Origin of the sequence: Enterobacter sp. ECC-249 (genome assembly GCF_043965265.1) — a bacterium.
Classification (GTDB): domain Bacteria; phylum Pseudomonadota; class Gammaproteobacteria; order Enterobacterales; family Enterobacteriaceae; genus Enterobacter; species Enterobacter quasiroggenkampii.
Genome location: NZ_CP143660.1, coordinates 2,865,655 through 2,889,476, shown reverse-complemented (window position 1 = coordinate 2,889,476; position 23,822 = coordinate 2,865,655). Strand labels below are relative to the sequence as shown.

Sequence of the window (23,822 nt, the reverse complement as noted above, 5' to 3'; positions counted from 1 at the left end):
CTACGCGCGGTAGTGCAGTTCTGCCTGTCGGCGCAGATATTCCAGCCCGGGCGCGATCGCCATGGCCCAGGCCGTCAGGATCTCATCGTCGCACTGCGGATCGCGTTCGCTCACCGCGTTCAACATCGCTTCGCGCCACAGGGCAAAAAATCGCGGGGGAAGGTGGAGACCGTCGTCGCTTTGCTCCCGCGCCAGGCGTTCGAGAAAATCAGGGACGATCAGGGCGCCGTCCACCGCAAGCATGGCGAAGAAGCTTTTAAACAGGGTCTGCTGACCTTCCCGATCCGGCAGGCGAGAAAAATGCGCCTCAGTTTCGGGTGTCATATGGACGAAGGCGTCATAGAATGTCTGAAAAAACGCGGTTTTTTCATTATTCGGAAAGACGCGGTTCAGGCTGGATTCAAACAGATCGCGATAAAACTTCACGGCGTCCTCCTGATGGTGCTTTCGCCCGGCAGACAGTGCCCGATGGGCGTGTATTCCTCTGCCAGACGGCGTGAAAAATAGCTCTCTTTCTTCGACCGACGAACGTCAAACAGCGGCCCGGCGTTGTGTTTAAAGAAAAGGGCTTCCAGAACCGTGGCATTGGTTGAGAGGGTTAACGCAGCGTTGGTATCGCCCGTGGCTTCCTGACGGCCTTCGTACCAGCCTTTCTGCGGATCGTTAAGGTGTTTTGTGACCGTCATCAGCACGTCGGTGTACGGGGTGTCCCACAGGGCCCACAGGGCAAAGACTGCTTTGGTCGATACCTGCGCGAAACGGGTGTAGTCCCGACCATCGTCGCCGACAGAGTTCCAGGCGTAGCCATTTCCCCAGACGGTATCCTGGATATGCCAGGGCGCCTGAGGGAGCGAGAAATCTGCCCTGGCCGTCAGGATCTTATCGGTCTCCCAGCGGGTCTTCTGGCTTAGCCAGACGTTTTCGGCCTGCTTGCGCAGACGCTTTTGCAGATCGGCCGCAACGCCTTCTGGCTCCCAGCCAAACTCCAGGCCCGGCAGCATATAGGGAAGGGTGCTAATCAGGGAGGGCTGCCACGTGGTGCGCGGATCCCGGGCATCAACGGCCAGACGCCGCTGGGCGATGATGACGTGGTGCGCAGGGGGCGAAAACGCTTTATCCGGAGAAAATCCCCACAGCTGAAACGCCGTCGCGGCATATTCGCTCTCGCCCAGGCGCAGTTCCTCCCTTACGACCGGCTGGCCGTTTTGCAGGGAAGATGACCACAGTTCGCCTTCGCCGTCGATGACCGGGCAGAAATTCCAGCGCAGGATAATTTTATCGAGGTATTCGCTGTACTGCGGCTCCCGTTCTGCGGTGAGGCGCAGGGCTAGCATCAGACGCGCCATGTCACGCGCGGACCAGCCATTTTTGATGGGCTTGCCGCTAAAGTCGACGGGTGCCGCCGTCTGGCTGGAATAGAGTCGGCCCGGCGTCCGGGCATCGGTCAGCATCAGGCGGTTAAGGGTGCCCATGATGCGGGTTAAGCGAGCGTCATACTCGGCATCATCAATTAGCCCCAGCTCTTTTGCCGCCAGCAGGGCGATAAGCGTATCGCCCATTTGCCAGAGCGTGACGCGGGGCTGCTTGTCGCTCCCGTTGACCAGCCCCGTTTGCGGCTGGGTATTATTGACGAAATAGCGCCAGGCGATCGCCGCCCACTGTTGCTCTTCCGGCGTCAGGGCGGCAATACGCGCGCTGGAGTGCCAGCCGCCATTGATGAGCCAGCGCCAGCCTGCTCCCTGATGGCCAAACAGAGCAAAGACGATCGCGCCTGCGAGGAGTAATCCCGCGAGCCCTCTGGCTATGGTTTTAAGCATTGCGCAGTCACCGGAGGCAGTTTAACGGGCTCGTCCGCGCTGCATGACGCGCACTGGCAGGCCTGACAGGCGGGTTTGGTACGCTGCGTGACGCCGATCCGGTCGCACCAGCTTTTTACGGCCGGTGTGCTGGTCAGGAACGGACGGCTGCGCAGCGCGTTGTTCTCTTCAAACTGGTCGAGCAGCTTTTGATCCCACAGGGACGGGGCAAAATCCTTGCTCTTCGGGTTGTCGGTGTTGAAGGCCAGCAGTTTTCCCTCTTTTTTGAACAACAGGGCCTCCAGCATGATGCCGTTATTGTTCGCGGTGAACTCTTTGATCGGGCCGTCACCGTTTTCATACAGCCCTTCGTAGTAGCCTTTTCCCTCTTCGTTGGCATTCTCAATGGTATTCAGCAGGCGGTCGGTATAAGGGGAGTTCCACAACACCCACATGCCCAGCGCAGCCTTCAGCGATATCGCGGCAGCGTTAGGGACGAACTGGCCTTTATCGGTAATGGTGTTCCAGTTGTACCCGTCGCTGAAGACGGTGTCATAGACGAAGTAAGGCGCCTTATCGAGCTGGTGCTCGGAGCGTGCGGTGAGGACGCCGGTAATGGTATAGCGGTTCTCCTGCGCCTGATAAACGCGGTCGGCAAAATTTTTCATCCACGTCAGGGAGTAGTCGCGCGGGGCGTTATCCCGGTCGGTCGGTTTATCAAAGCCGAACTCCAGCCCGTAGAGCAGGTAGGATTCCGTCACCACGTAGTTATGCTGCGACGTGTTGCGCGGGTCGCGCGTATCGTACGGGACCAGCACGCAGTAGATCTCGGCCAGCTCGTAAGGCTGCGGACGGCTGGCTTTGCAGGTATTAAACCCCCACAGCTGGAAACCGGCCGCGCCGTACTCTTCATAGCCCAGCCGACCTTCCTGAACGTACTTCGGCTGTCCGTTCTCCAGATAGGCCCCATACAGCGTGCCGCAGGGGTCGATCGCGTGGCTGAAATCCCAGCCGAGCACCACGTTATCAATGCTGTTGCCGTATTCCGGGTACCGCTCTTTGATGATTTTCAGCCAGACCAGCATTCGCCCGATATCCAGCGCCGAGAAGCCAATTTCGCCGGGCTTGTTGGTGTAGTCCACCTTCTGACCGCTGATGGTGTTATAGGCTTTGTTGGGGAGCTCGTTGCGAAACAGTACCAGGGTGTTTAACGTGGCGAGGAATTTCAGCATCCGGCGGTCAAATTCCGCTTTATCAACGATCCCCAGCTCGCGCGCCGCCGTCAGGGCGGCCAGATAGGAGGCGCTGTCCCACATGGTGGTGGAGGGATATTTGTTGACCGCATTCACCAGGCCCGTCGTGGGCTGATAGTTGGTGACGAAATACTGCCAGGCGTTTTTCGCAATGGTCATCTCCCGGGCCGTCAGCTCGCCGCTGCGCGGGGAGTAACCTGATGCAGGCAGCTCGGTATCCGCACGCACGGTCGATAACGCCAGCCAGCAGATCGTTATTCCCGTGAGCAGGTGGAAAAGGATCGGGGATCGTGGCTTCATGGCGTTGCTCCTGCTGAGGGGGAAGTGTAGAGGCAGGCCAGACAGAGCATCTGGCCATGCGCGATGTAAGACAAACTTTCGAGCACAATGGCATTGGTATCGGCGTCCACGACGGCATTGACGCTGTTGTTGAGATTTAACCCGCGCTGCCAGCCTTTACCCGCAACCTGAAGCGGCAGAACCTGCTGGCGCAGCGCTTCGCTCCAGCCGTTGCGGAACAGGGCATACCAGGCAAACGCGGTGCGAGTGGAGGTGATCGCCACTTTCTCCGGAACCTCCTCACGCAGGTTGCGCGCCTGAACCGGCTGCCTGTCCGGCAGATCGTTAACGTAATCCGGCGCCGGTTCGGCATAATCCGTGCTGACCGGCGGTTTTGGGGTGCGCAGGCTATGGCGCCGCTGCTGGATCTGCATAATCCGCCACGCGATTTCAGCGCTCTGCGCATCAAAGCCCAGCTCAAGACCGGTTAACAGATAGGGGAGACTAATCAGGGAGGTTTGCTTGCCCCATGGCGTACGTAGCCCCTCATCGGGCACCATCACGCCATCCAGATCGATCATCTTTTGCCCTTCAGGCGGGTTGGTCACCGCGAGGCCTGCCGCGCTGTCGATCAGGCGCAGCGTATGGCTGGCATAGAGACGATAGCCAAAGCTGTCCCGCTGTTCGTCATCGGTCAGCGTCCAGTGATGGAGCGGAACGGCCGCCTGACTTTGAACGTTATTTTCAATCAGAGCGCTGGTGTTCCAGAGGCTAAACAGATCGTGGATAGCCGCCGCGTGCTGAGGATAGCGCCACAGGAGGGTCTGAAGCGCCGTCAGCAGGCGGCTCAGCCCAATTGCCGAGGCGTCGGGTTTGCCGAGGATCTTCAGGGTGTCCGCATGGTAATACGCGGCAGGGAGGCCTCGCTCGTTGAGCGGCAGCTGCCCCAGCGCAAACAGGGCCGTGCCGATCCTCTCGTCAAACTCATCGGCGGAAATAATGTTGAGCTGCTCTGCGGCAGCGGTCGCAAACAGGTAGCTCCCGACGCTCCAGAGGCTCAGCCACGGTTCGCCGTCGCTGGCGTTCGCCAGGCCGTTTGGCTGGGTATTATTCACGTAGTATTGCCAGGCGACCCGCGCCCAGATGGCTTCGTCATAGGTCAGCGGGCGTTTTGCAGGCAGCGGCGGGAAGTCTTTACTGAGCGCGATGCCGCCGCTGCTTTCCACGCGCGTGGGCATCTGTTTCTCCACCCAGACCACAATGGCAAAGCCGAGCAGGAAGCCGAGCAAAATGGTGAGGTAGCTGCGCGCGGGCAGCAGGGCATCACGTATCCTCATTGGGTGACCTCATCCTCTTCGGCGGGCGTCCACATGGCCGCGAAAATCAGCGGCAGCATGGCGGCGATGTTCACCCCTCCCCAGAAAATATTGATGACGTAGCCGGAGGGGTCGTCCACCTGTCCACGCGCCACCTGGATACCGCCCCAGATGAGCCCTGCGAGGGTCAGCACCACGATGGCAATCTGCGGCTTTACCAGGTAGAGAAAACGGCCCGTCTGCCGCTCTTTTGGCGTGACGTGAAATTTGATCTGCTCGCCCCGCAGCACCGTATTGAGCGCGCGCAGGTTCATGGAAAAGAAGGAGAGGTAAGAGGCCCTGCCGTCCCAGGCCGAGATCCCCCAGGTACCAAACATAAAGGCCAGTTCGGAGAAAATAAAAAACGGAAGAAAATGCAGATAGAACGGCGTCGACCAGGCGGACACCGGCGGAATGCCGGTAAAGAGATAGATAATGGGCGAAATCAAAAATACCGTGTTCCACACGCAGGCCATGTACGACCAGAAGGTGGTGGCATACATCAGCGTCTGGGGGAGGGAAAGCCTGAAGCGGCGACGGCTGAAGATGTTGTCATGAAACAAAATATCCAGCGAACCGGCGGCGTACTTAAAGCGCTGGATCATCCAGGTGAGCATATCCTGCGGAGAGAGCATCTTCGACTCCACCCGCGGATGCATAACCGAGCGCCAGCGTCGCGCGGCGTCACCGTGCAGCAGCACCGAGGTGTAAATATCTTCCGAGACGTGGAATTTGTAGGGGGTGAGCTCGGTGTCAAACGCCACGTGCGGGCGCATTGCATTCTGCAGCGCGTCCCGCGTTTCGTCATCACGAATGTCGCGCGTATGGCGATGGATCTCCTCTTCGACGGACCAGACGTAGCTGCGCAGCGCGGCCTGCATGACCGCCTCGCGACGGTGAATGGACGCCGCGCCGCAGCAGAAAGCCGCGTTTGCCCAGTTGCGCCGCCGCAGGATCACGTCATAGAACATGCGCGGATCGTTAAAAAACGGGTCGCGGCCAACTGTCACAGGGCCAACACACTTTTGAATCAGCCAGCCCAAGCCGTAGCCCACTTTGCCGGCTTTTCGCTGGCCCCAGCGCGACAAATTCTCTCCTTCCGGAAGATCGAAGAACCACTGCGGCGTCTGCACCCAGGCCACGTCCGGGTCGCGGAAGTAGCCCAGCGTATGGCTGAGCAGGGTAGGAAAAACGCGGGTATCGGCGTCGCAGATAACAATAAAATCGCCGTCGGTTTGCTCAAGGCCGTTGCGCAGGTTGCCGGCCTTAAAGCCGATGTTGCTCTGGCGAGTGATATAATTAACGCCTTCCTCTTCACAGACGGCTTTCATCTCCGGGCGTCGGCCGTCATCAAGCACGTGGATGCGGTAGTCAATCGGGAACGGGTACGCCATCTTCAGGGCATCGCGAATGGATAGCCTGACCAGCTCGGTGTCTTCCGAGTAGGTGGCAATGAACAAATCCACTTTTACAGGACGAGGTTCTACGGCCTCCTCTGGCGACAGGCATTCGTTAATTTCGCCGGGCGGCGGGCACTGGGGAGGGTCCTGTTCTTTCCATAAATTGATGGTAAACAGCACGGTGCCGATCCAGGCCAGGGTTTCGGCGAGGACCAGCGGTATGGCATACCATAATGCGTCAGTATTCAGGGAGGCGGTCCAGCGCCAGTAAATATAATTGGCACCCAGAATAAGCGCCGCGACCGCTAACACCTGCCAGGTCATCATTACCCAACGCGGTGTTGTTAGCGGCTCCGGAGGACGACGATCTTCAAAACGGGAAAAATAAAAATCCATAGTTCCGGCGTTCCTGATTCCGTGAAAATGCAGACCCATTCTGCTGCGCAGAAAGTTGCCCAAAAGCGAAAGAAAATAGCGATTAAACAAGATTTAAGATAAGTGTAGAACGCCGAATAAAAGTGTCCAGCCGCGTTTTTATTAATATGTAGCAGGGGTTAATCCAGCTTAAACTCCGCTTAATATGTTTCATCTGTCGCCGATAAATTGCAGTTACTATTCCTTTAGGCTATCTACTTTATTTAGACCTTAATTTTCGTTTTCAGGCAAAGGACACCCTATGAGCCATGTTGCGCCGTCGATCGCGCAAGAAGATAGCGCTAAATCAACAGCATGGCGTTATGCCGTTGCAGGTGCCCGGGACCTGAGAATTGACTTTATGCGCGGCATTGCCCTCGTCATGATGGTCGTGGCGCATACGGAGGTGATGTCGGTATTTAATATATTCTCCTGGGAGCGTTTTGGGCTAACAACCGGTGCAGAAGGCTTTGTCATTCTCTCGGGGTTTATGCTGGGAATGCTGAATCGCGCGCGTCTGCAAAAAGTGGTTTTACTCACGGTTTCCTGGGGGCTTTATCTCAGGGCGTGGAAAATATATCGTGTAAATATCATTATCATAGTGTCGTTTATTCTCCTGGCCTATATCCCACATATTAATGTTTTCGAAGTCACTCATTTTACCGACCGTTTTTCGGGTCAAAGCTGGTCGCTTTATCCTGTTACGCCGCAAATTAAAGAGACCTGGTTCAACATTATTCTCTATTTGCAGATCGGCCCCCATCAGACGCAGATTCTGGGGCTGTATATCTTTTTGCTGCTCTTTAGCCCCCTTTTTTTAGGGATGCTGCAGAAAGGAAAAGTCTGGTGGCTGTTAGGGCTGTCGCTGCTGGTGTACGGCCTGTGGCAGCGGTGGCCGCTTCGGCTGACGCCGTCGGAGTTCGAATTTGCCTTTCCGCTGCTGGCCTGGCAGTTCATCTTTGTGCTGGGCATGGCCAGCGGCTGGTATAAAGCCGAACTGCTCTCTTTCGCCCGTACGCCGCCGGGAAAAGTGGTGGTGGTTGCGCTGGTGATGGTGGCGCTCATTCTTGGGTTCGTCGCACAGAACCATACCAACCCGTTTATGCCACCCGCGCTGCTCATGCACGTCATCCCGCCCGACAGCTTCAATACGTTTTATCACACCTGGGCGGCGAAGAACGGGCTGGGCCCGGTGCGGGTGTTAAACGATATCGCCCTGATGGTTACCGTCTACCTGGTGCTGACGTATTGCTGGACGCCGCTCAACCGCCTGCTGGGATGGTTCCTGATCCCGCTAGGCCAGCACTCGCTTTATACCTTTATTTTGCATGTGTACGTGGTGCTGCTGGTGAGCCAGTTCATTACCTTCGACTTATGGCGTCACGCCTGGATAGAGAACACGTTAGTGCATGCGGCGGCACTGGGTATTTTGTGGCTGATGGCAAAATACGACGTCGGCGCACGCTGGATACCTAACTAAGGATGGCGGTTATGCGCGAAAAATGGCTTCTGGCGGGCGTGCTGCTCGCCGCGATCCCCGCCGCAGAGGCGGCGCAAAGCAGTGATAAAGAAACCCTGCGCGATAAGAACGGTGAACCCGTTCAGGCAGGCGTGTTTACCAGCCGGTGGGGGCGTTTGTTCTCGGGAAATGACAAGAAATTTTCAGGGGCTTTGAGCTTCAGTTCAGGGCTGAAAGAGCAGATGGTGAGCGTGCCTAATAGCTCTGACAGCGCCGCGCAGGAAAAAAAAATTAACCAGACGCTGAATCTTAGTCTGCAGTATTCGCCCTACAGCTTCTGGTTTGCCAACATTACCTCCCGGTTGCCGGTCAGAGATACCACGCGCTATACCGCCGATTTTCGCTACAGCTTCGGCTATGACGACTGGCATGCCAATACGTTCAGCCTGGTATACGGCAACTACGGCGATAACCACTTCTGGACGTCGGGCAGCCGGAGACATACCTATTTCGAACAGGGCGCCTTTACGCTTGCCTATAAGTTTTCGCTACCGAAACCGGTTGAAAACACGCTCCTGATTAATAAAGGGGACTCTATCATTTGCCAGGTCGGGTACAGCTGGGTTCCGCGGTACTACGACCTCAGCAGCGATGACATCCGCAAAAATAAAAACGTCATGCTCGGCGGCTGCGGATACACCTTTAAACAACATTTCTTCGTTCGCGCAACGGCGTTCTGGTTCCCGGACAGCAGCCAGCAGCAGCCCTGGAACGGCGATTACAGCTACAGCTTCGGCTATGCGGGCTATACGCCGGGATCGTTTTCCGTCCAGTACGCAAACTATGCCGGGACGCGCTATCCGGGGCACGGCAACGGTAACGCAAAATTCAGGGAAGGGACCGTGAGCCTCATCTGGTTCTTACCGCTATAGGAGGGATACATGTCGGCGCTGCACGTGTTAATCGTTGAAGATTCGCTGATTTATCGTCGTCTGCTCTCCCGGATGCTCACCCAGTGGGGGTATCTCGTGAGCGAGGCGGAAAATGGTGTTGCCGCGCTGGAAATCTTGTCCAGCCAGCCGGTCAGCATGGTGATAAGCGACTGGGAAATGCCGGAAATGGACGGGCTGACGCTGTGTCAGACCATCCGCAACCGTCAGTTTGGTCGCTACGTGTATATCATCCTGTTGACGGCCCGCGAGAATGCCGGGGACGTGACGCAGGGTTTTGATGCCGGGGCGGATGATTTTTTGAGTAAGCCCGTTGAACAGGCCGAACTCCGGGCGCGGCTCCACGCCGGGGTCCGTATTTTGACGCTTGAAGCGACCCTCGCGGCGCACAACAAGCGCCTGAGTGAAGCGTTGGGGCAGATTGAAAAAGATCTTGAACTGGCGGCGCGCGTTCAGCACTCGGTGCTGCCTTCACGCCGCTTACGCTATGGCGACTACTTCTCCGACTGGCTTTTCTTACCCTCAGCCTGGGTCTCGGGCGACGTGTTCAATATCTTTCCGCTGGATTCCCATCTGGGATTCTATTGCGTTGATGTCTCGGGTCACGGCGTAGGAGCCGCGATGATGTCCCTCGCGGTGGCTCGCCAGTTTTTACACGGCCGGGTGGTGGATCGCTTTCTGTTTACCGATGAGGGCGGCATTCAGTCGCCCGCGGAGGTCGTCAGGATGTTGAACAGCCGCTTTTGCAGTGAAGAGAGCGATATCACCAGTTATTTCACGCTCATTTACGGCGTGATCGATCCAGAAACCGGGCAGGGGTTGCTGTGCCAGGCAGGACATCCTACTCCCGTCATTGTGAACGCGGACAGCGCCGTCACGTCCGTGGGCGATGGCGGCCCGCCGGTCGGGCTGATCCCAGACCTGAGCTGGGAAGATGTCGCGTTTACCCTCAATCCGGGGGATCGCTTATGCTTATTCAGTGACGGTATTACGGAGTGTGAGAACGTCAGCGGCGAGCAGTTTGGCCCGCTGCGTCTCGAACGCTGGCTTCATGAGCATGCCCGGCTCCCGGTTGACCAGCTCCTGCCGCGGTTCGGTGACCACCTGACCGGCTGGCGCAACGCAAATCGTGATGAACCGATCGCCTTAACCGACGACGTATCACTGCTCGTGATTGAACGTCAGGGAGAACAGAATGATTATTAACACCGAGCGATTAACGCATGCCAATATTCTCACGCCCGCAGTCCGGCGGCTGGATGCCTCCGTTGCCGCGAGGTTTAAAGCGTCCGTGACGGAGGAGATTGGCAGCGATCGTAAAGCCTTAATCGTCGACTTTAGCAAAGTGGATTTCATCGACAGCAGCGGGCTGGGAATGCTGGTGTCGTTGTTCAAGCTAATGAACGGGAAAGGCGAAATGGCGCTGTGCTCCCTTAACCCCGGGATCATGAACATGTTCACCCTGACCCGAATGGATCGCATATTCCGCATCTATCCGGATAAACATAGCGCGCTCGCGCAGCTGGGGCAGTAGATGCAGAGGCCGGAGCAGGCTGAATTTCCTGCGGCGATCGATTCCCTGACGCCGCTGTCCGGCTGGCTGGGAGACAGGTTGAGCGCGCTTCCCGTAGATGATGAGTGGCGTTTCGCCTTCGATCTCGCCGCCTGTGAAGTGGCGACGAATATCATCCGCTACGCGCTTCACGAGGATAACTCGCGCGTCTTTAGCGTCCAGTTCGACGTCCGCGGCAATGACGTCTGCGTTGTTTTTAGCGACGCGGGTGACGCGTTCCCGCAGGAGCGGCTTGAGGCCGCCAGGCGAGACCGCTTCTGCGAAATGTCGCCGCTGCTGGAGAGCGGCAGGGGGCTGATGCTCATTTTGCTGAGCGTCGATCGTTTCACTGTGGAACGCGTGGCGGGTGAAAATATCGCCACGCTTGAAAAGAAAATAAGCGTATGACCTGCGGGCCATACGCGCGTGATTTTCTCTATTTTTTACCGGCAAACAGCTCTGGTGCCCACGGACGCGGATCCACCTCCATAAACGGCGCGCGCTCGAAGCGGTCCTTCAGCGCCCACGGCACCGTGCAGTCGAAGATCGTCTTGCAGGAAATGCCGTTGCCGCGAATCGAGGTGCTGTAATCCGGCGACTGGGACGGGTCCAGCTGGTGGCCGCGGATCCCCGGAATGTTAGTGATGCTGACATCGCCCTGCATGCGGGTGGTCATTGCCCACAGAATGTCGTCGCTGTCGAAAATATCCACGTCTTCGTCGACAAGAATAATGTTTTTCAGCTCCGAATAGGTGGCTAAGGCGATGAGCGCCGCCTGGCCCTGGCGTCCTTCGTCTGACGGCTGGCGTTTTTTCACCTGCAGTATCCCGAGAAACTTACCGCCGCCCGCGGTATGGGCATAGACGTTCTGCAGGAAGCCCGGAATAGCCTCTTCAACGGCATTACGGATGCTGGCCTCGGTCGGCAATCCGGCCAACGTGGTATGTTCTTCCCCCGGTCCCACCAGCGTCTGGAGGATCGCGTGGTTTCGCATGGTCACGGCTTTAACTTTGATCACCGGCAGGGAGGGATTCGCCTCGCCGCAGTAGCCCGGGAACTCCGGCATCGCGTGGCCGGTGTTGGTGTGCTGATCCTCTCTCACGCGCACGCCCGGAAGCAGTTCGCCTTCGATGATGATTTCCGCCCGCGCGATGGCTTTCTCTTTGACCGCCACGCCCTGCACCAGCTCGACCGGCTGCTGGCGCAGCGCCCCGGCGACGCCCAGCTCGTTATAACCAAACGGCGTGGTTGGGGCCTCAAAGCACGCGCCGATATAGATGGCGGGATCGAGCCCCATGTTGATCGTCACCGGCAGCGGTTTTCCAGCATCTTCCGCCTTTTTGCGGAACACTTCGATATGGCGCCCGGCGGCAAGGAACATGGAAAGCTCGTCGCGCTCCTGCACGCAGAGGCGGTGAATGGTGACATCCGTCAGCGAGCTGTCTTCCGGATCGCTTGCCAGCACCAGCCCCAGACAGAAGAACGGACCCGCATCAATCGGCGTGTTGGTTGGGGCCGGAAGCAGCTTGCGAAGGTCGAAGTCAGGATCGTCAGCGTAGAAGACCTGCTCCTGACAGGGGGCCTGCGAGGCCGGAACGACAACCGGCGCAACCGGCTTTTTCACCGCCTGGCCGACGTGCTTTGCCAGTTCCGAAGGCTCGCAGCCTAACAGCAGCGCCGCGCGCTCGCGGCTGGCGTGCATGCCCACCAGGATGCGGGAGTGCGGATAGCCCTTAATGCTGTTGAACATCATGGCCGGGCCCGTACGGGTTGGGCGTTTGACCGTGCCGCCCGCGCCGATATGGCGATAGACGCCAGCCAGCTCCGCGTTGGGATCGACCGGATGCTCGGTTTCAATATACTGCCCTTCGTGGCGCTGCAGTAAGGCGATGGCGCTGCGGAGATCGTTAATCTTGTGTTCCATATTTTCCTCCCTCGGTTGAATACCTCCATTTTTATGGCAATGACCAATAGCATCAATTGCATCATTACTGTTAAATTAATAAGTAAATTCATATCAATTCAGGAAGTCGTCTCGTGCAGTTTCGTCAGATGCGCCACTTCATCGTCGTGGCCGAAGAGCTCCATATGCACCGGGCCGCCGAGCGTCTGAACATGGCACAACCGGCGCTGAGCCAACAGATAAAGGCCCTGGAAGAACGTTTAGGCGTCACGCTTTTCAGCCGTGCGAACCGACGCTTAACCCTGACGCCCGCGGGCGAAGCGTTCCTGGTAAAAGCCAGGCTTGCCATCTCGCTGACCGAGCAGGCGGTGCTGGACGCCAGACAAACGGCAAGGGGCGAGCAGGGCGTGTTAAACCTCGGGTGCGTGTCGAGCGCGATGTTCGACGGCAGGCTGCCCGCCGCGCTTCGCCAGATGCACAGCCGCTGGCCGGCCATTACCATGTCCCTGATGACGGGAAACGTGCAGACGCTCTATGCCGCCGTGCAGAGCAACCAGCTGGATGTGGCCATCATCCGCGCGCCGCTGCCGTCGCTGCCGGACGATCTGCAAAGCCGTCCGTTCGCCTCGGAGAAAACGGTGCTGGCGCTGTATCGTCAGCATCCGCTGGCCGGGTCCGCCGCGCTGACGCTTTCGTCAGTAAAAGACGAAAAATGGATCTCCCTGCGCGACCCTGAGGGCATGGGGCTGGAACAGTATTTCTATGACGCCTGCAGCGGGGCGGGCTTTCAGCCGGACGTGGTGCAAAACGCGACCGACGTGCCCACGGTGATAAGCCTGGTTTCGGCAGGGTTTGGACTGGCGCTGTTGCCCGCGTCGGCAAAGGCGGTGAGCGTCGAGAACGTCGTCTACGTGGACATCCTCGACCGGCTGGGGGAGAGCGAACTTACCCTGGTTTGCCACCGGATTATTCGCTCAGAGGTGCTTAAAAAGTTTCTGGTTACCCTCGATCACACCTGACGTCCTGCGGCCCGCAGCAGCTGCTCTCGCAGCCACGCATTAGCCGGATCCTGACTGTTTTTCGGGTGCCAGTACATGTTGATGGTAATCGGCTGGAGAGGAAGCGGCGGTGGAAAAATATCCAGCGTGCTGGCGAACCGTCGCAGCATCCGTTCCGGCAGGGTACAGACCAGGTCGGTACCGGCAACCAGCGGCGGCGCCATGGCGTAGCTCTGGGTGGACATGGCGACGTGCCGCTGATAGCCCAGCCCGGCAAGGGTTTGGTCGATAAAGCCGGTAAACGGATCGCCCGCCGACGACACCACCAGATGGGAAAGCGCGCAGTAGCTCTCCAGATCCAGCGGACCTGTTCCGCGCGGATGGCCTTTACGCTGGGCGGTGGCAAACGCGTCGTCGAGCAGTTTACGCCTCACCCAGCCGTCATGAGCGCCCGCGCTCACGCCGATGTAGATGTCCACATCACCGTTTTCCAGCTGCTGCGGCAGGTCAGCCATCTCCGGCAGGGCGAAGCGCAGGCGGATGCCGGGGGCGTCGGTTCCCACCTGGTTAAGCAGCCCGGTGCCGAGCATCAGCGCCGGGTTCTCATGCAGCGCGATAACAAAGGTCCGGCTGCTGGTTTGCGCCTCAAACGCGGTGGGCGCAAACATCGCGCTGATCCCGCGCAGCACGCTCGCCACCTGCGGCCTGAGCGCTTCCGCTCGCGGCGTGGGTAATACTCCGCGTCCATGCGGGGAGGGAATGAACAGCGGTTCGCCAAACAGCGTGCGCAGACGCGCGAGACGGGCAGACAGCGCGGGCTGGCTGATGCCCAGCCGCGCGGCCGCATGGGTGATGTTCCTGTCCTGAAGCAGGGCGTCCAGCGTCAGGAGCAGGTCTATGTCCATGTCAGATATCCGCGTCATCGCTCTATTTCGCGCCGCTGGCGTCCCGGTTGGTATAGGTGACAGGGACCCAGGCATAGCCGCCTTTCTCGCCTTTCGTCACATAGCCGATGCCCGGGAAAGGCAGGTGCGGGGCGGCAACCAGGTCCTTGTTTTTCACAAAGTCAGCGAACGCATGCTCGCGAACGCTTGCCGCTTTGTTCTGATCTTCATCGTAGGTGATGGTCACCGCAGGCTGCGGGAACTGAACCGCCGCGGCATGAATAATGTCGCCGACAAAGGTGATCTTCTCGCCTTTACTCGTTAGCGTATAGAAGGCTGAACCCGGCGTATGGCCGGGATGAACCGTGCCGGTCAAACCCGGGAGAATCTCCGATGTGCCGCTAAACGGCACCACTTTCCCCGCGTCAAGATAGGGCTTTAAGGTCTTCTGCGCGACGTCAAAGTAGTTCTTGCCGTAGCCGGTTTTCTTCTGATTGTCGTCGTTAAAGAAAAAGTCGATATCCGGTTTGCCAACGAAAACGCGCGCGTTGCTGAACACCACTTTTCCGTCCTTCACCAGGCCACCCGCGTGATCGGAGTGGGCGTGGGTCAGCAGGACTTCAGTGATGTCCTCGGGCTTTATCCCCTGCGTGGCGAGGCTTTCAACCAGACGTCCGCCGGTGTCAGGGCCAAAGAGCTGGCCCGAGCCGGTATCCACAAGGATTTTATGTCCGGGTATCGCAATCAGGAACGCGTTGATGGAGACCTCAGCCGGGTTGGTCTGGACGTTTTTCGCGAGCAGCGCATCAATGTTTTGCGGCGTTGTCCGGCGCAGCAGCTTGTGCAGATCCTGCGCGACGGTCCCGTCGGTAAACGAGGTGACCAGAACGTCCCCAACCTGAACGCTGTATCCGCCCGCCGGTTGTTTAACGACGTGCTGGGGCGTCTCTGCCGAGGCCTGGAGCGCAGGGTAGAAAAGCAGTGAACTGGAAATCAGCGTGGAAAGAGCAAGTTTTTTCACGGTAAGCATACGAGTCTCCTTTGAAAGTGCTCATCTTACTGCTCCGTAAAATTATAAGAACCTGCCCAGAAATGATAGGACCTATAAACGGGATGGATAGCCAACCGAAGGGTCGGGAAGGCGCTCAATAGCTTTCCCGGCCCGTAAGACCTTATTTTGTCAGCGGTGCGTTCCAGCTGTCCAGCGTGGCTTTGGACCATGCGCCATAAGCGGCATTAGGCAGCACAATCCAGTCGTTGCCGAAGCGTTCGGCGCTGGCCTCAACCAGCTCACGCTGCTGCTCGCTCGGCTTTTTGTTTTTAAACTGCACGGCGAAATCCGGCAGGCTGTCGCCGAACAGCATCACGATCTGCTGCTTCTTGAGGATATTCTGGCGACGCTCTTCCTTGCTGACCGTATCCAGCAGCACGCTTTCGTCAGACACCTGCGGCAGGCCGAGAGCGTTTAACGTCTTCAGCGTGTCGGCTTTATTTTCCTGCATGCGGTCCGAGACGTAGTAGATCCGGACCTTGCTCTGATTCACATGGTCAAGAAACGCCTTCGCCCCCGGAATTAGGCCGGGTTTTCCCTGCTTCTCCCAGTCGCTCCAGGTGTCCCATTGTGTATAGTCGTGACACTGCTCCGCGTCGCGCACCAGCAGAGGGGTGTTATCCAGCACCGTTTCGTCGAGGTCCATCACTACGGCGTAATTTTCGGGCGTTTTCAGATCCTTTAACTTTTCGTTGAAACGCTCGGTGGCAAACCGATAGGTTTGCAGCTGAAGGGCCATAATCTCTGCCGATTTCTGCTGATAGCGCAGCGCCATTTCGTACGCTTTCGGTTCACACAGGTCGCGCCCGGCAGCCGTCGCGGTTGCCGCTGCACTCATAACAGGTAATGCCAGCAGTAATGCCTTAGCCATTGAATTCACGCTTTTTTCCTCAACACCCTGGTTAAAATCCCGAAAGCGTAATGAAATTCAGTGACAGAAATATGACCGCGATGTGGCAATGTGTTTCCGCTAGACCAGCATGTAATACCAGAACAGGGCGACCTCGTCTTTTTCCGGTAAGGCGTTATAGAGATAACGATCGTATCCGCCCAGGGTGAATCCGTAGTTACGGTAAAACAGACAGGCGGAGACGTTCACATTTTGTGTTTCAAGCCGTAATCCGGGCGCGTTTACGCTGCGGGCCCAGACGTGGGCGGCGGCCATTAATTTTTGCGCGGCGCCGGTTCTGCGTCTGGTGCGATCAACGGCAATATAATCCACTGAAATAAACTTATTCCAGCCGATTGACGCGGTAATAAATCCGGCTAATTCACCGTCATCCGTTTCCGCCACAAGAAATATGGCGTCCGGATTAACGCAGTGGTTTTCAAGGGTTTGAATGTCGAGTTCGTAGGTTTTTATCCACGGCTCGGCGACGGCTTCAATATGCAAATCACAATGGATAAAGGGCTCTCGCGCAATGTGGCTAATGGTGAAAGAAAAGTCACAACATTCAAGACGGACGAGGTCCGTATTTAATCCTTTTCGAATCTGCATAGTATTCCCGATAGTGAGTTATTTCATAAAGAATAGACGAAGCGGTTAAATCCGCTGAGCTCACGCACTTTTAATCCTGAACTAAGCTTGTACTTCGTTCCGCGTAAAATGTGGGTCATTCGAGGACAATGAATGGAATTCAGGACATTTCAAAAGCAGTGGGGTGCTGAGTTTATTTCCGATGACGTTGTACGTTTTCGCGTCTGGGCACAAGGACAGAAAGAACTTACGCTACGTCTTGCCGCCACCGATATGCCGATGACGGCAACCGGCGACGGCTGGTTCCAGGCAGACGTCCCTGGCGTCACGCACGGTGCAGAATATCAGTTTGTTCTTCAGGACGGCATGGCGGTGCCCGATCCCGCCTCGCGGGCGCAAAAGGGCGACGTTAACGGACCCTCGGTGGTGATCGATCCCCGACGTTACCAGCCGGTCAACCGCGACTGGGCAGGGCGGCCGTGGGAAGAGACAATCATTTACGAACTGCACATCGGCACCTTTACCCCGGAGGGCACCTTCCGGGCGGCCATCCACAAGCTGCCGTATCTGGCAGAACTCGGGATTACTCAGCTTGAAGTGATGCCCGTCTCTCAGTTTGGCGGTTCCCGCGGCTGGGGGTACGACGGCGTGCTGCTGTATGCCCCACACTCCTCCTACGGTACGCCGGAGGATTTCCACGCGTTTATCGACGCCGCGCACGGGCTGGGGCTTTCCGTAGTGCTGGATATCGTGCTCAACCACTTCGGTCCGGAGGGGAACTATCTGCCTTTGCTGTCGCCCGCGTTTTTCGATGCACAGCGTATGACGCCGTGGGGCAACGGCATTGCCTACGAGCGCGAGCCGGTGAGGCAGTACATGACCGACGCGCCGCTCTACTGGCTGACGGAATATCGCCTGGACGGCCTGCGCTTTGATGCCATCGACCAGATTAAAGACGGCTCGGACCCGCATATTCTCGAGGAGATTGCCGCAAAAATTCGCGAGGCCATTCCGCACCGTCACGTTCACCTGACCACGGAAGACAGTCGTAACGTGATTTTTCTGCATCCGCGCGATGAACAGGGCAACGCGCCGCTGTTTACCGGCGAGTGGAACGATGACTTCCACAACGCCGCTCACGTGTTTGCCACCGGTGAGACGCACGCCTACTACCAGGATTTTGCCTTTGAGCCGGAGAAAAAATTCGCCCGGGCGCTGGCGGAAGGCTTTGTCTATCAGGGCGAGATTTCGCTGCAAACCGGCGAATCCCGCGGGGTGGAGTGTCAGACGCAGCCGCCGCAGTTCTTCGTCGATTTTATTCAGAACCACGATCAGACCGGGAATCGCGCCCAGGGCGAGCGGCTTATCTCCCTGGCCGGTGCCGACAAGACGCGGGTGCTACTTGCCGCACTGCTGCTTTCCCCCCATATCCCTCTGCTGTTTATGGGCGAGGAGTTCGGTGAAACGCATCCGTTCCTGTTCTTCACCGATTTTCACGGCGATCTGGCTAAGGCAGTGCGGGAAGGGCGCGCAAAAGAGTTTACCGGCCATGCCGGGCACGATGAAACCGTCCCGGATCCGAATGACGTGAACACCTTTGTTCGCTCAAAAATCGACTGGAATAAGATTGCCACCGACGAAGGTAAAACGTGGCTACGCTTCACGCGCCACCTGCTGACGCTGCGTCATCGCCATATCGTTCCGCTTCTGCGTCATGGCGGCACCGTTCAGGGCAAGGTGATCAAGACCGCGCCCGGCATGGTGGCGGTGTGCTGGCGCTTCCCATCGGGGACGCTCTCACTGGCGCTTAATATCGGCATTAAGCCCGTCGGGCTGCCCGATTTCGCGGGTGAGACGCGCTTTGCCTGGCCGGAAGTCGCTGACGTTTTACCCCCGAACGGTATTGTCGTTCGCTTTGCTGATGGAGAAGCATCGTTATGATCCCTTCCGCCACGTACCGTATTCAGTTCCGTAACGGCATGACCTTCGACCGCGTTGTGGCGCTGGTGCCGTATATGAAGGACCTCGGCATTAGCCACCTTTACGCGTCGCCCGTATTCACTGCCACGACGGGGTCTACCCACGGCTATGACGTGACCAACCCGAATGAAATCGACCCTGCCATCGGCGGGCGAGACGGGTTTGACCGCATGGCAGCGGCCCTCAAGCAGGCCGGCATGGGATTGATTCTGGATATTGTCCCGAACCATATGTCGACCTCGCTGGAAAACCCCTGGTGGCGGGACGTGATTGAATACGGCCAGCAGAGCCGCTATTTCCGCTATTTCGATATTGACGGGTCGCGACCGCTTACGCTGCCGTTTCTCGGCGATACCTTTGAGGCGGAGCTGGAGAAGGGCGCCATCACCCTAAAACGTGACCCTGTCACGGAAAAGGCCGCGCTGGTCTACTACGACACCGAGTATCCGCTCAACCCGGGTACGTACAGCGAAGAGAAGAGCATTGAGGAACTGCACGATGCGCAAAGCTGGCGGCTGATGTCCTGGCGGGAAGCGCCGAAGCAGCTCTCGTGGCGTCGCTTCTTTGAAATCACCGGGCTGGTCGGCGTTCGTGTTGAAGATGACGCGGTCTTCGACGACACGCACCGGCTGATCCTCGAGCTGGTCAACGCGGGCGTGGTGGACGGCCTGCGCATTGACCATGTCGACGGCCTGGCGGATCCGCTGGGCTATCTGCAGCGCCTGCGGCAGGCCACCGGGCCCGACTGCTACATTACGGTCGAAAAGATCCTCGCCAAAGGGGAACAGCTCCCCGCTGACTGGCCGGTATCCGGCACCACCGGCTACGAGTTTATCGCCTCGCTGACGGAAGTGCTGGTCGACGACGATAGCCTGGGGCGTCTGGAGAAAATCCACGACGAGACGCTCGGCGTGACGGTCGATCGCCACGCGGAGCTGCGCGATGCCAAAGGCCTGATGGCCGATCGCAATTTTGAGGGTGAATTCACCACGCTGCTAAACCTTGCTGACGATCTGGCCCGCCGCAATGAGGTTGCGCTGCCGCGCGAGGATATTCGCCACGCGCTGCGCGAGCTGCTTATTGCGTTTCCGGTCTACCGCACCTACGGCACCCGGGAAGGATTAACCCCGACGGACGTGGCGCTGCTTAACCGCGTAGTTGCCAGCGTGGAGACGTCGGAAGCGGCGCTAAGCCTGATCGTGCGCATTCTTACCGGCGATCTGTCGGAAGATTGCCGCGATACCGCCGCACTTTTCAGGACCCGCTTCCAGCAGCTCACCGGGCCGCTGATGGCAAAGTCCGTTGAAGACACGCTTTTCTTTCGCCACAACCTCGAGCTCGCGCTCAATGAAGTGGGCGCCGACCCGACGCCGCGCGCGTTTTCCTTATCCCGCTTCCACCAGGAGATGCGCATTCGCCTGGCCCGTCAGCCCGACGCGCTGCTGGGTACCTCCACGCACGATACCAAGCGCGGGGAAGATGCCCGGGCGCGCCTTTACACCCTGACGGAAGCCCCGGAACGCTGGGGGGAAAATCTGGCCCGCTGGCGGCAGATGAATCAGACCCAGGTGCGTTTTCTCAATGACGGTACCGCGCCTAACGCCGCCGATACGTGGATGATCTACCAGGCGCTGGCGGGCGTCTGGCCCGCCACGCTTTCACCGGACGACGCTGACGGGCTGAAATCACTGGAAGAACGTTTCCTTGGCTTCCTCGAGAAAGCGCTGCGCGAGGCGAAGCAGCGCACCGACTGGATCGACAGCAACGAGAGCTACGAGAGCGTGGTGTTGAGCTACGCGCGTCACCTGCTTTCACCGGACAACAGCCTGTTCCTGCACGATTTCAGCGAGGCGATGCAGCCCTTTATCCGCGCCGGGCTGATGAACAGCCTCAGCCAGACGGTGATCAAGCTGACGGCGCCCGGCGTGCCGGATATCTATCAGGGCAGCGAGGCGCTCAACTTTAGCCTCGTCGACCCGGATAACCGACGGGAGCCAGATTTCCCGACCCTGGTGCACAACCTCAGCGCGGCGGATGCCGGGGTGTTTGACAACCCGGCCTGCTGGCGAGACGGGCGTGTCAAACAGTTCGTTACCGCCACGCTGCTGCGGCTTAGACCGCACTACGACGCTCTTTTCCGCTACGGCGACTGGCTGCCGCTTAAGGTCACCGGCGATCGTGAGGAGAACCTGATTGTCTATGCGCGCGTTAAGGACGACGAGGCGATGATTGTTGCCGTGCCGCGTCTGGTTTTTGACGTCACCGATAATCATCAGCTGTGGGTCAATACCACGGTCGCGTTACCCGACGAACTGGCCGGGAAGCGCTATCGGGATCTGTTCAGCGGCGAAAGCCGCATGCTGCAAGAAACGCTGGAGTTAACGTCAGAAAAGGGATGTGTACTGGTTCTGCTTACCTGCGAATAATCGTGGAGAACGAAAATGGCAAAGGATACAACGTTTGAAATTCGGGCCGGTCATGGCCAGCAGCTGGGTGCGAATTATGACGGGAAAGGGGTCAACTTCGCGCTGTTCTCCGCTCACGCCGAGCGGGTGGAGCTCTGTCTGTTCGATCCGTCCGGGAAAACGGAAATCGCCCGGCTGGAGCTGCCGGAGTATACCCATGAGGTATGGCACGGCTATGTGCCTGACCTGAAGCCGGGGGCGCTGTACGGCTATCGCGTCTACGGCCCCTACGACCCGGAAAACGGTCATCGCTTCAACCCGCACAAGCTGCTTATCGACCCCTACGCCCGCGAACTGGTGGGCGATATCGACTGGAACGACGCCCATTTCGGCTATGAGCTGGGGCACGACGAGCTGGATTTGAGCTTTGACACCCGCGACAGCGCGCCGTATACGCCGAAATGCAGGGTCATTGATCCGAACGCCTTTGACTGGCAGGACAACAACCGCCCGAACGTGCCCTGGCCGCATACCGTTGTTTATGAGAGCCACGTGAAAGGCTTTACCCAGATGAACCCGGCCATTCCGCCCGAGCTGCGCGGCACGTTTGAAGGCATGGGGCATAAAACCTCGGTCGACTATATTAAAAGCCTCGGCATTACCTCGGTGGAGCTGCTGCCGGTTCACTGGTTCCCGGACGATCAGCACCTGCTCGACCGCGGCCTGAAGAACTTTTGGGGCTATAACACGCTCGGCTTTTTTGCTCCGGCGTCGCGCTACTACGGCCCGGCGGGGATCCAGGGCTTTCGCGACATGGTGCGCGCCTATCATGACGCGGGCATCGAGGTGATTCTGGACGTGGTGTACAACCACACGGCGGAAGGAAACGAGCTTGGCCCGACGCTTTCGTTTAAGGGGATTGATAATTACAGCTATTACCGCACGCTGCCCGACCAGCACCGGTACTACATCAACGACACCGGGACGGGAAACACGGTCAACACCTCGCACCCGCGCGTGCTGCAGATGGTGATGGACTCCCTGCGCTACTGGGCGGAATCGATGCACATTGACGGCTTTCGTTTTGACCTCGGGACGATTCTGGGCCGCGAGCCCGAAGGTTTTGACCCGCGCGGCGGTTTCTTCGACGCCATGACTCAGGATCCGGTCTTATCCCGACTGAAGCTGATTGGTGAACCCTGGGATATTGGTCCCGGCGGCTATCAGGTGGGCGGATTCCCGCCGGGCTGGGGGGAGTGGAACGACAAATACCGCGATACCGTTCGCGAGTACTGGAAGGGGGATAACGTCTCTACTGATTTTGCCGCGCGCCTGCTCGGTTCCGGCGATCTGTACGATCTGCGCGGCCGCCGCCCGTGGGCCAGCGTCAATTTCATCACCGCCCATGACGGCTTTACGCTGAATGACCTGGTGTCGTACAACGAAAAGCATAACGCCGATAACGGCGAGGACAATAACGACGGCCATAACGATAACCGATCGTACAACTACGGCGAGGAAGGGCCAACCGAGAATCCGGACATCATCGCCACCCGCGAACGGCAGAAGCGTAACTTCCTGACCACGCTGCTGTTCTCCCACGGCACGCCGATGCTGCTGGCCGGAGACGAGTTTGGCCGTACGCAGAAGGGGAACAACAACGGGTACTGCCAGGACAGTGAGATCTCATGGATCGACTGGAAAGGACTGTCCGAAAACGACGCCGCGCTGTGCGAGTTTACCCGGCGGTTGATTGCTCTGCGCGCATCGCAGCCGTTATTGCGTCGTGAAAGCTGGCGCGACGGGCTGGAGATCCGCTGGTTCAATGCCGGAGGTGGCGCGCAGCAGGCCGAGCAGTGGGATGAAGGCTCGACGCTTGGAGTCTCCATCAGCAGGCCGGATCTTCAGCAGGAAGACGGTATCTGGCACGACGTGCTGATGCTGTTCAACCCGTTTGAAGGCACCGTGCCGTTCCAGATCCCGCAGTTTGGCGAAGGGGGATGGGTGCTGGAGCTGTCTACGGCGGATGACGCTGCCACCGGGACAGCGATCACCGAAACCGTTGAGTACGATCTGGCCGGGCGCAGCATTACGCTGTTCCGACGTCCTTAATTACAGTGACGCCGCCGCCCGGGCGGCGGTGTCATACAGGGAGGAGATCGTGCGTAACAGCTGCGCGGTCTCGCCAATCGACTTCCCGGCAATGCCGCTCTCCGCGTGGATCGCAATCAGACACGCTTCCCGCACGTCCCGGTATTTCATGCACAGCGCTTTCCCTTCCTCCGTGGTAGAGAAAAAGAGCTCTTTACCCGCTTTCTCGCTCGTCACATAGCCTGCTTTGACCAGTTTTTTCAGGGCATAAGTCACCACGTGAGTATCTTCCACGTTAAGGACGAAGCAGATATCGGCCAGCTTTTTCTTGCGGTCGCGGTGGTTCACGTGATGCAGCAGCGAAACGTCAAAAGCGCCCATGTCGGGCTCGCCGGCAGCCGTCATGCAGCGCACCATCCATTTGTTGAACGCGTTGCTGGTCATGATCAGGGCGTACTCCAGCTCTGATAGTTCCGCGCAGCGCTCGGACACCAGATGGCGGGATGAGACGATCCGGCCATCGTTGATATCGTCGCGATCGGGTGAAGCACTCTTCTTCGAGGTCATAACGTTCC

Annotated in this window: 20 protein-coding genes; 9 read left to right on the top strand and 11 right to left on the bottom strand. The window is 58.3% G+C overall.

The genetic code is table 11. From position 1 onward, the window contains the following. Genes V1587_RS13860 through V1587_RS13840 form a run of 5 tightly spaced genes read right to left on the bottom strand, consistent with a single transcriptional unit; the run spans position 1 to position 6,479 of the window. Positions 1–426, bottom strand: coding sequence for a globin (locus V1587_RS13860; RefSeq protein ID WP_371898138.1), 426 nt, complete (start codon positions 424–426; stop codon positions 1–3). Beyond that, complete coding sequence (locus V1587_RS13855; protein WP_371898137.1) at positions 423–1,817, bottom strand: DUF3131 domain-containing protein; 1,395 nt, start codon at positions 1,815–1,817, stop codon at positions 423–425. The genes V1587_RS13860 and V1587_RS13855 overlap by 4 nt, the downstream gene beginning before the upstream one ends. After that, positions 1,802–3,349, bottom strand: coding sequence for a DUF3131 domain-containing protein (locus tag V1587_RS13850; RefSeq protein WP_395314384.1), 1,548 nt, complete (start codon positions 3,347–3,349; stop codon positions 1,802–1,804). The genes V1587_RS13855 and V1587_RS13850 overlap by 16 nt, the downstream gene beginning before the upstream one ends. Then, complete coding sequence (locus V1587_RS13845) at positions 3,346–4,665, bottom strand: DUF3131 domain-containing protein (RefSeq protein WP_371898136.1); 1,320 nt, start codon at positions 4,663–4,665, stop codon at positions 3,346–3,348. The genes V1587_RS13850 and V1587_RS13845 overlap by 4 nt, the downstream gene beginning before the upstream one ends. Further along, positions 4,662–6,479: a glycosyltransferase gene (locus V1587_RS13840; RefSeq protein ID WP_395314383.1), complete on the bottom strand. Its 1,818-nt coding sequence runs from the start codon at positions 6,477–6,479 to the stop codon at positions 4,662–4,664. The genes V1587_RS13845 and V1587_RS13840 overlap by 4 nt, the downstream gene beginning before the upstream one ends. Before the next feature lie 280 nt (positions 6,480–6,759). Between V1587_RS13840 and opgC the strand changes: the two genes are divergently transcribed. Genes opgC through V1587_RS13815 form a run of 5 tightly spaced genes read left to right on the top strand, consistent with a single transcriptional unit; the run spans position 6,760 to position 10,866 of the window. Continuing rightward, positions 6,760–7,977 carry an OpgC domain-containing protein gene (gene opgC, locus V1587_RS13835; protein ID WP_371898134.1) on the top strand — a complete coding sequence of 406 codons (1,218 nt, stop codon included), beginning with the start codon at positions 6,760–6,762 and terminating at the stop codon, positions 7,975–7,977. Positions 7,978–7,988: 11 nt separating this feature from the next. After that, complete coding sequence (locus V1587_RS13830) at positions 7,989–8,888, top strand: hypothetical protein (RefSeq protein WP_371898133.1); 900 nt, start codon at positions 7,989–7,991, stop codon at positions 8,886–8,888. Between the two features lie 9 nt (positions 8,889–8,897). Then, a complete protein-coding gene (locus V1587_RS13825; protein WP_395314382.1) occupies positions 8,898–10,112 on the top strand; it encodes a PP2C family protein-serine/threonine phosphatase in 1,215 nt (404 codons plus the stop codon). Then, the gene (locus tag V1587_RS13820; protein ID WP_371898131.1) at positions 10,102–10,440 is read left to right on the top strand and encodes an STAS domain-containing protein; all 339 of its coding nucleotides are present in this window, start codon (positions 10,102–10,104) and stop codon (positions 10,438–10,440) included. Before V1587_RS13825 ends, V1587_RS13820 begins: the two co-directional genes overlap by 11 nt. Continuing rightward, complete coding sequence (locus tag V1587_RS13815; RefSeq protein WP_371898130.1) at positions 10,441–10,866, top strand: ATP-binding protein; 426 nt, start codon at positions 10,441–10,443, stop codon at positions 10,864–10,866. 28 nt (positions 10,867–10,894) lie between these two features. Here the strand turns inward: V1587_RS13815 and V1587_RS13810 are convergent, their stop codons facing one another. Next, on the bottom strand, positions 10,895–12,382 hold the full coding sequence (locus tag V1587_RS13810) for a UbiD family decarboxylase (protein ID WP_371898129.1): 1,488 nt from the start codon (positions 12,380–12,382) through the stop codon (positions 10,895–10,897). A 113-nt stretch (positions 12,383–12,495) separates the two neighbouring features. Here V1587_RS13810 and V1587_RS13805 point away from each other — a divergent pair, with 113 nt between their 5' ends. Beyond that, the gene (locus V1587_RS13805; RefSeq protein WP_371898128.1) at positions 12,496–13,380 is read left to right on the top strand and encodes a LysR substrate-binding domain-containing protein; all 885 of its coding nucleotides are present in this window, start codon (positions 12,496–12,498) and stop codon (positions 13,378–13,380) included. On the opposite strand, the gene V1587_RS13800 is transcribed toward V1587_RS13805, so the two are convergent. From V1587_RS13800 to V1587_RS13785, 4 genes are all read right to left on the bottom strand, one after another. Beyond that, positions 13,371–14,282 carry a LysR family transcriptional regulator gene (locus V1587_RS13800; protein ID WP_371898127.1) on the bottom strand — a complete coding sequence of 304 codons (912 nt, stop codon included), beginning with the start codon at positions 14,280–14,282 and terminating at the stop codon, positions 13,371–13,373. The two genes, V1587_RS13805 and V1587_RS13800, sit on opposite strands and share 10 nt — an antisense overlap. Before the next feature lie 4 nt (positions 14,283–14,286). Further along, positions 14,287–15,273, bottom strand: coding sequence for an MBL fold metallo-hydrolase (locus V1587_RS13795; RefSeq protein WP_126533858.1), 987 nt, complete (start codon positions 15,271–15,273; stop codon positions 14,287–14,289). Positions 15,274–15,415: 142 nt separating this feature from the next. After that, entirely contained in the window at positions 15,416–16,165 is a 750-nt protein-coding gene (locus V1587_RS13790; protein WP_371898332.1) for a 5'-nucleotidase, lipoprotein e(P4) family, read from the bottom strand. Between the two features lie 99 nt (positions 16,166–16,264). Further along, on the bottom strand, positions 16,265–16,792 hold the full coding sequence (locus tag V1587_RS13785) for an N-acetyltransferase (protein WP_041909946.1): 528 nt from the start codon (positions 16,790–16,792) through the stop codon (positions 16,265–16,267). Between the two features lie 132 nt (positions 16,793–16,924). Here V1587_RS13785 and treZ point away from each other — a divergent pair, with 132 nt between their 5' ends. From treZ to glgX, 3 genes are read left to right on the top strand one after another with little or no spacing between them, the layout of a single operon-like run. Then, positions 16,925–18,712 (top strand): malto-oligosyltrehalose trehalohydrolase, encoded by a 1,788-nt coding sequence (treZ, locus tag V1587_RS13780; RefSeq protein WP_371898125.1) that lies wholly within the window; start codon positions 16,925–16,927, stop codon positions 18,710–18,712. Then, a complete protein-coding gene (treY, locus tag V1587_RS13775; protein ID WP_395314381.1) occupies positions 18,709–21,177 on the top strand; it encodes a malto-oligosyltrehalose synthase in 2,469 nt (822 codons plus the stop codon). The genes treZ and treY overlap by 4 nt, the downstream gene beginning before the upstream one ends. Positions 21,178–21,192: 15 nt before the next feature. Then, entirely contained in the window at positions 21,193–23,268 is a 2,076-nt protein-coding gene (gene glgX / locus V1587_RS13770; protein WP_371898123.1) for a glycogen debranching protein GlgX, read from the top strand. Here glgX and V1587_RS13765 read toward each other — a convergent pair whose 3' ends face one another. Continuing rightward, complete coding sequence (locus V1587_RS13765) at positions 23,269–23,814, bottom strand: winged helix DNA-binding protein (RefSeq protein WP_023311843.1); 546 nt, start codon at positions 23,812–23,814, stop codon at positions 23,269–23,271. Positions 23,815–23,822 lie beyond the last annotated feature (8 nt).

Bases quoted from the DNA above. Each gene is read 5' to 3' on its own strand.
- V1587_RS13855 (WP_371898137.1), bottom strand. From the start codon at position 1,817: ATGCTTAAAACCATAGCCAGAGGGCTCGCGGGATTACTCCTCGCAGGC.
- V1587_RS13850 (WP_395314384.1), bottom strand. From the start codon at position 3,349: ATGAAGCCACGATCCCCGATCCTTTTCCACCTGCTCACGGGAATAACG.
- V1587_RS13845 (WP_371898136.1), bottom strand. From the start codon at position 4,665: ATGAGGATACGTGATGCCCTGCTGCCCGCGCGCAGCTACCTCACCATT.
- V1587_RS13840 (WP_395314383.1), bottom strand. From the start codon at position 6,479: ATGGATTTTTATTTTTCCCGTTTTGAAGATCGTCGTCCTCCGGAGCCG.
- opgC (WP_371898134.1), top strand. From the start codon at position 6,760: ATGAGCCATGTTGCGCCGTCGATCGCGCAAGAAGATAGCGCTAAATCA.
- V1587_RS13830 (WP_371898133.1), top strand. From the start codon at position 7,989: ATGCGCGAAAAATGGCTTCTGGCGGGCGTGCTGCTCGCCGCGATCCCC.
- V1587_RS13825 (WP_395314382.1), top strand. From the start codon at position 8,898: ATGTCGGCGCTGCACGTGTTAATCGTTGAAGATTCGCTGATTTATCGT.
- V1587_RS13820 (WP_371898131.1), top strand. From the start codon at position 10,102: ATGATTATTAACACCGAGCGATTAACGCATGCCAATATTCTCACGCCC.
- V1587_RS13815 (WP_371898130.1), top strand. From the start codon at position 10,441: ATGCAGAGGCCGGAGCAGGCTGAATTTCCTGCGGCGATCGATTCCCTG.
- V1587_RS13810 (WP_371898129.1), bottom strand. From the start codon at position 12,382: ATGGAACACAAGATTAACGATCTCCGCAGCGCCATCGCCTTACTGCAG.
- V1587_RS13800 (WP_371898127.1), bottom strand. From the start codon at position 14,282: ATGACGCGGATATCTGACATGGACATAGACCTGCTCCTGACGCTGGAC.
- V1587_RS13795 (WP_126533858.1), bottom strand. From the start codon at position 15,273: ATGCTTACCGTGAAAAAACTTGCTCTTTCCACGCTGATTTCCAGTTCA.
- V1587_RS13790 (WP_371898332.1), bottom strand. From the start codon at position 16,165: ATGGCTAAGGCATTACTGCTGGCATTACCTGTTATGAGTGCAGCGGCA.
- V1587_RS13785 (WP_041909946.1), bottom strand. From the start codon at position 16,792: ATGCAGATTCGAAAAGGATTAAATACGGACCTCGTCCGTCTTGAATGT.
- treZ (WP_371898125.1), top strand. From the start codon at position 16,925: ATGGAATTCAGGACATTTCAAAAGCAGTGGGGTGCTGAGTTTATTTCC.
- treY (WP_395314381.1), top strand. From the start codon at position 18,709: ATGATCCCTTCCGCCACGTACCGTATTCAGTTCCGTAACGGCATGACC.
- glgX (WP_371898123.1), top strand. From the start codon at position 21,193: ATGGCAAAGGATACAACGTTTGAAATTCGGGCCGGTCATGGCCAGCAG.
- V1587_RS13765 (WP_023311843.1), bottom strand. From the start codon at position 23,814: ATGACCTCGAAGAAGAGTGCTTCACCCGATCGCGACGATATCAACGAT.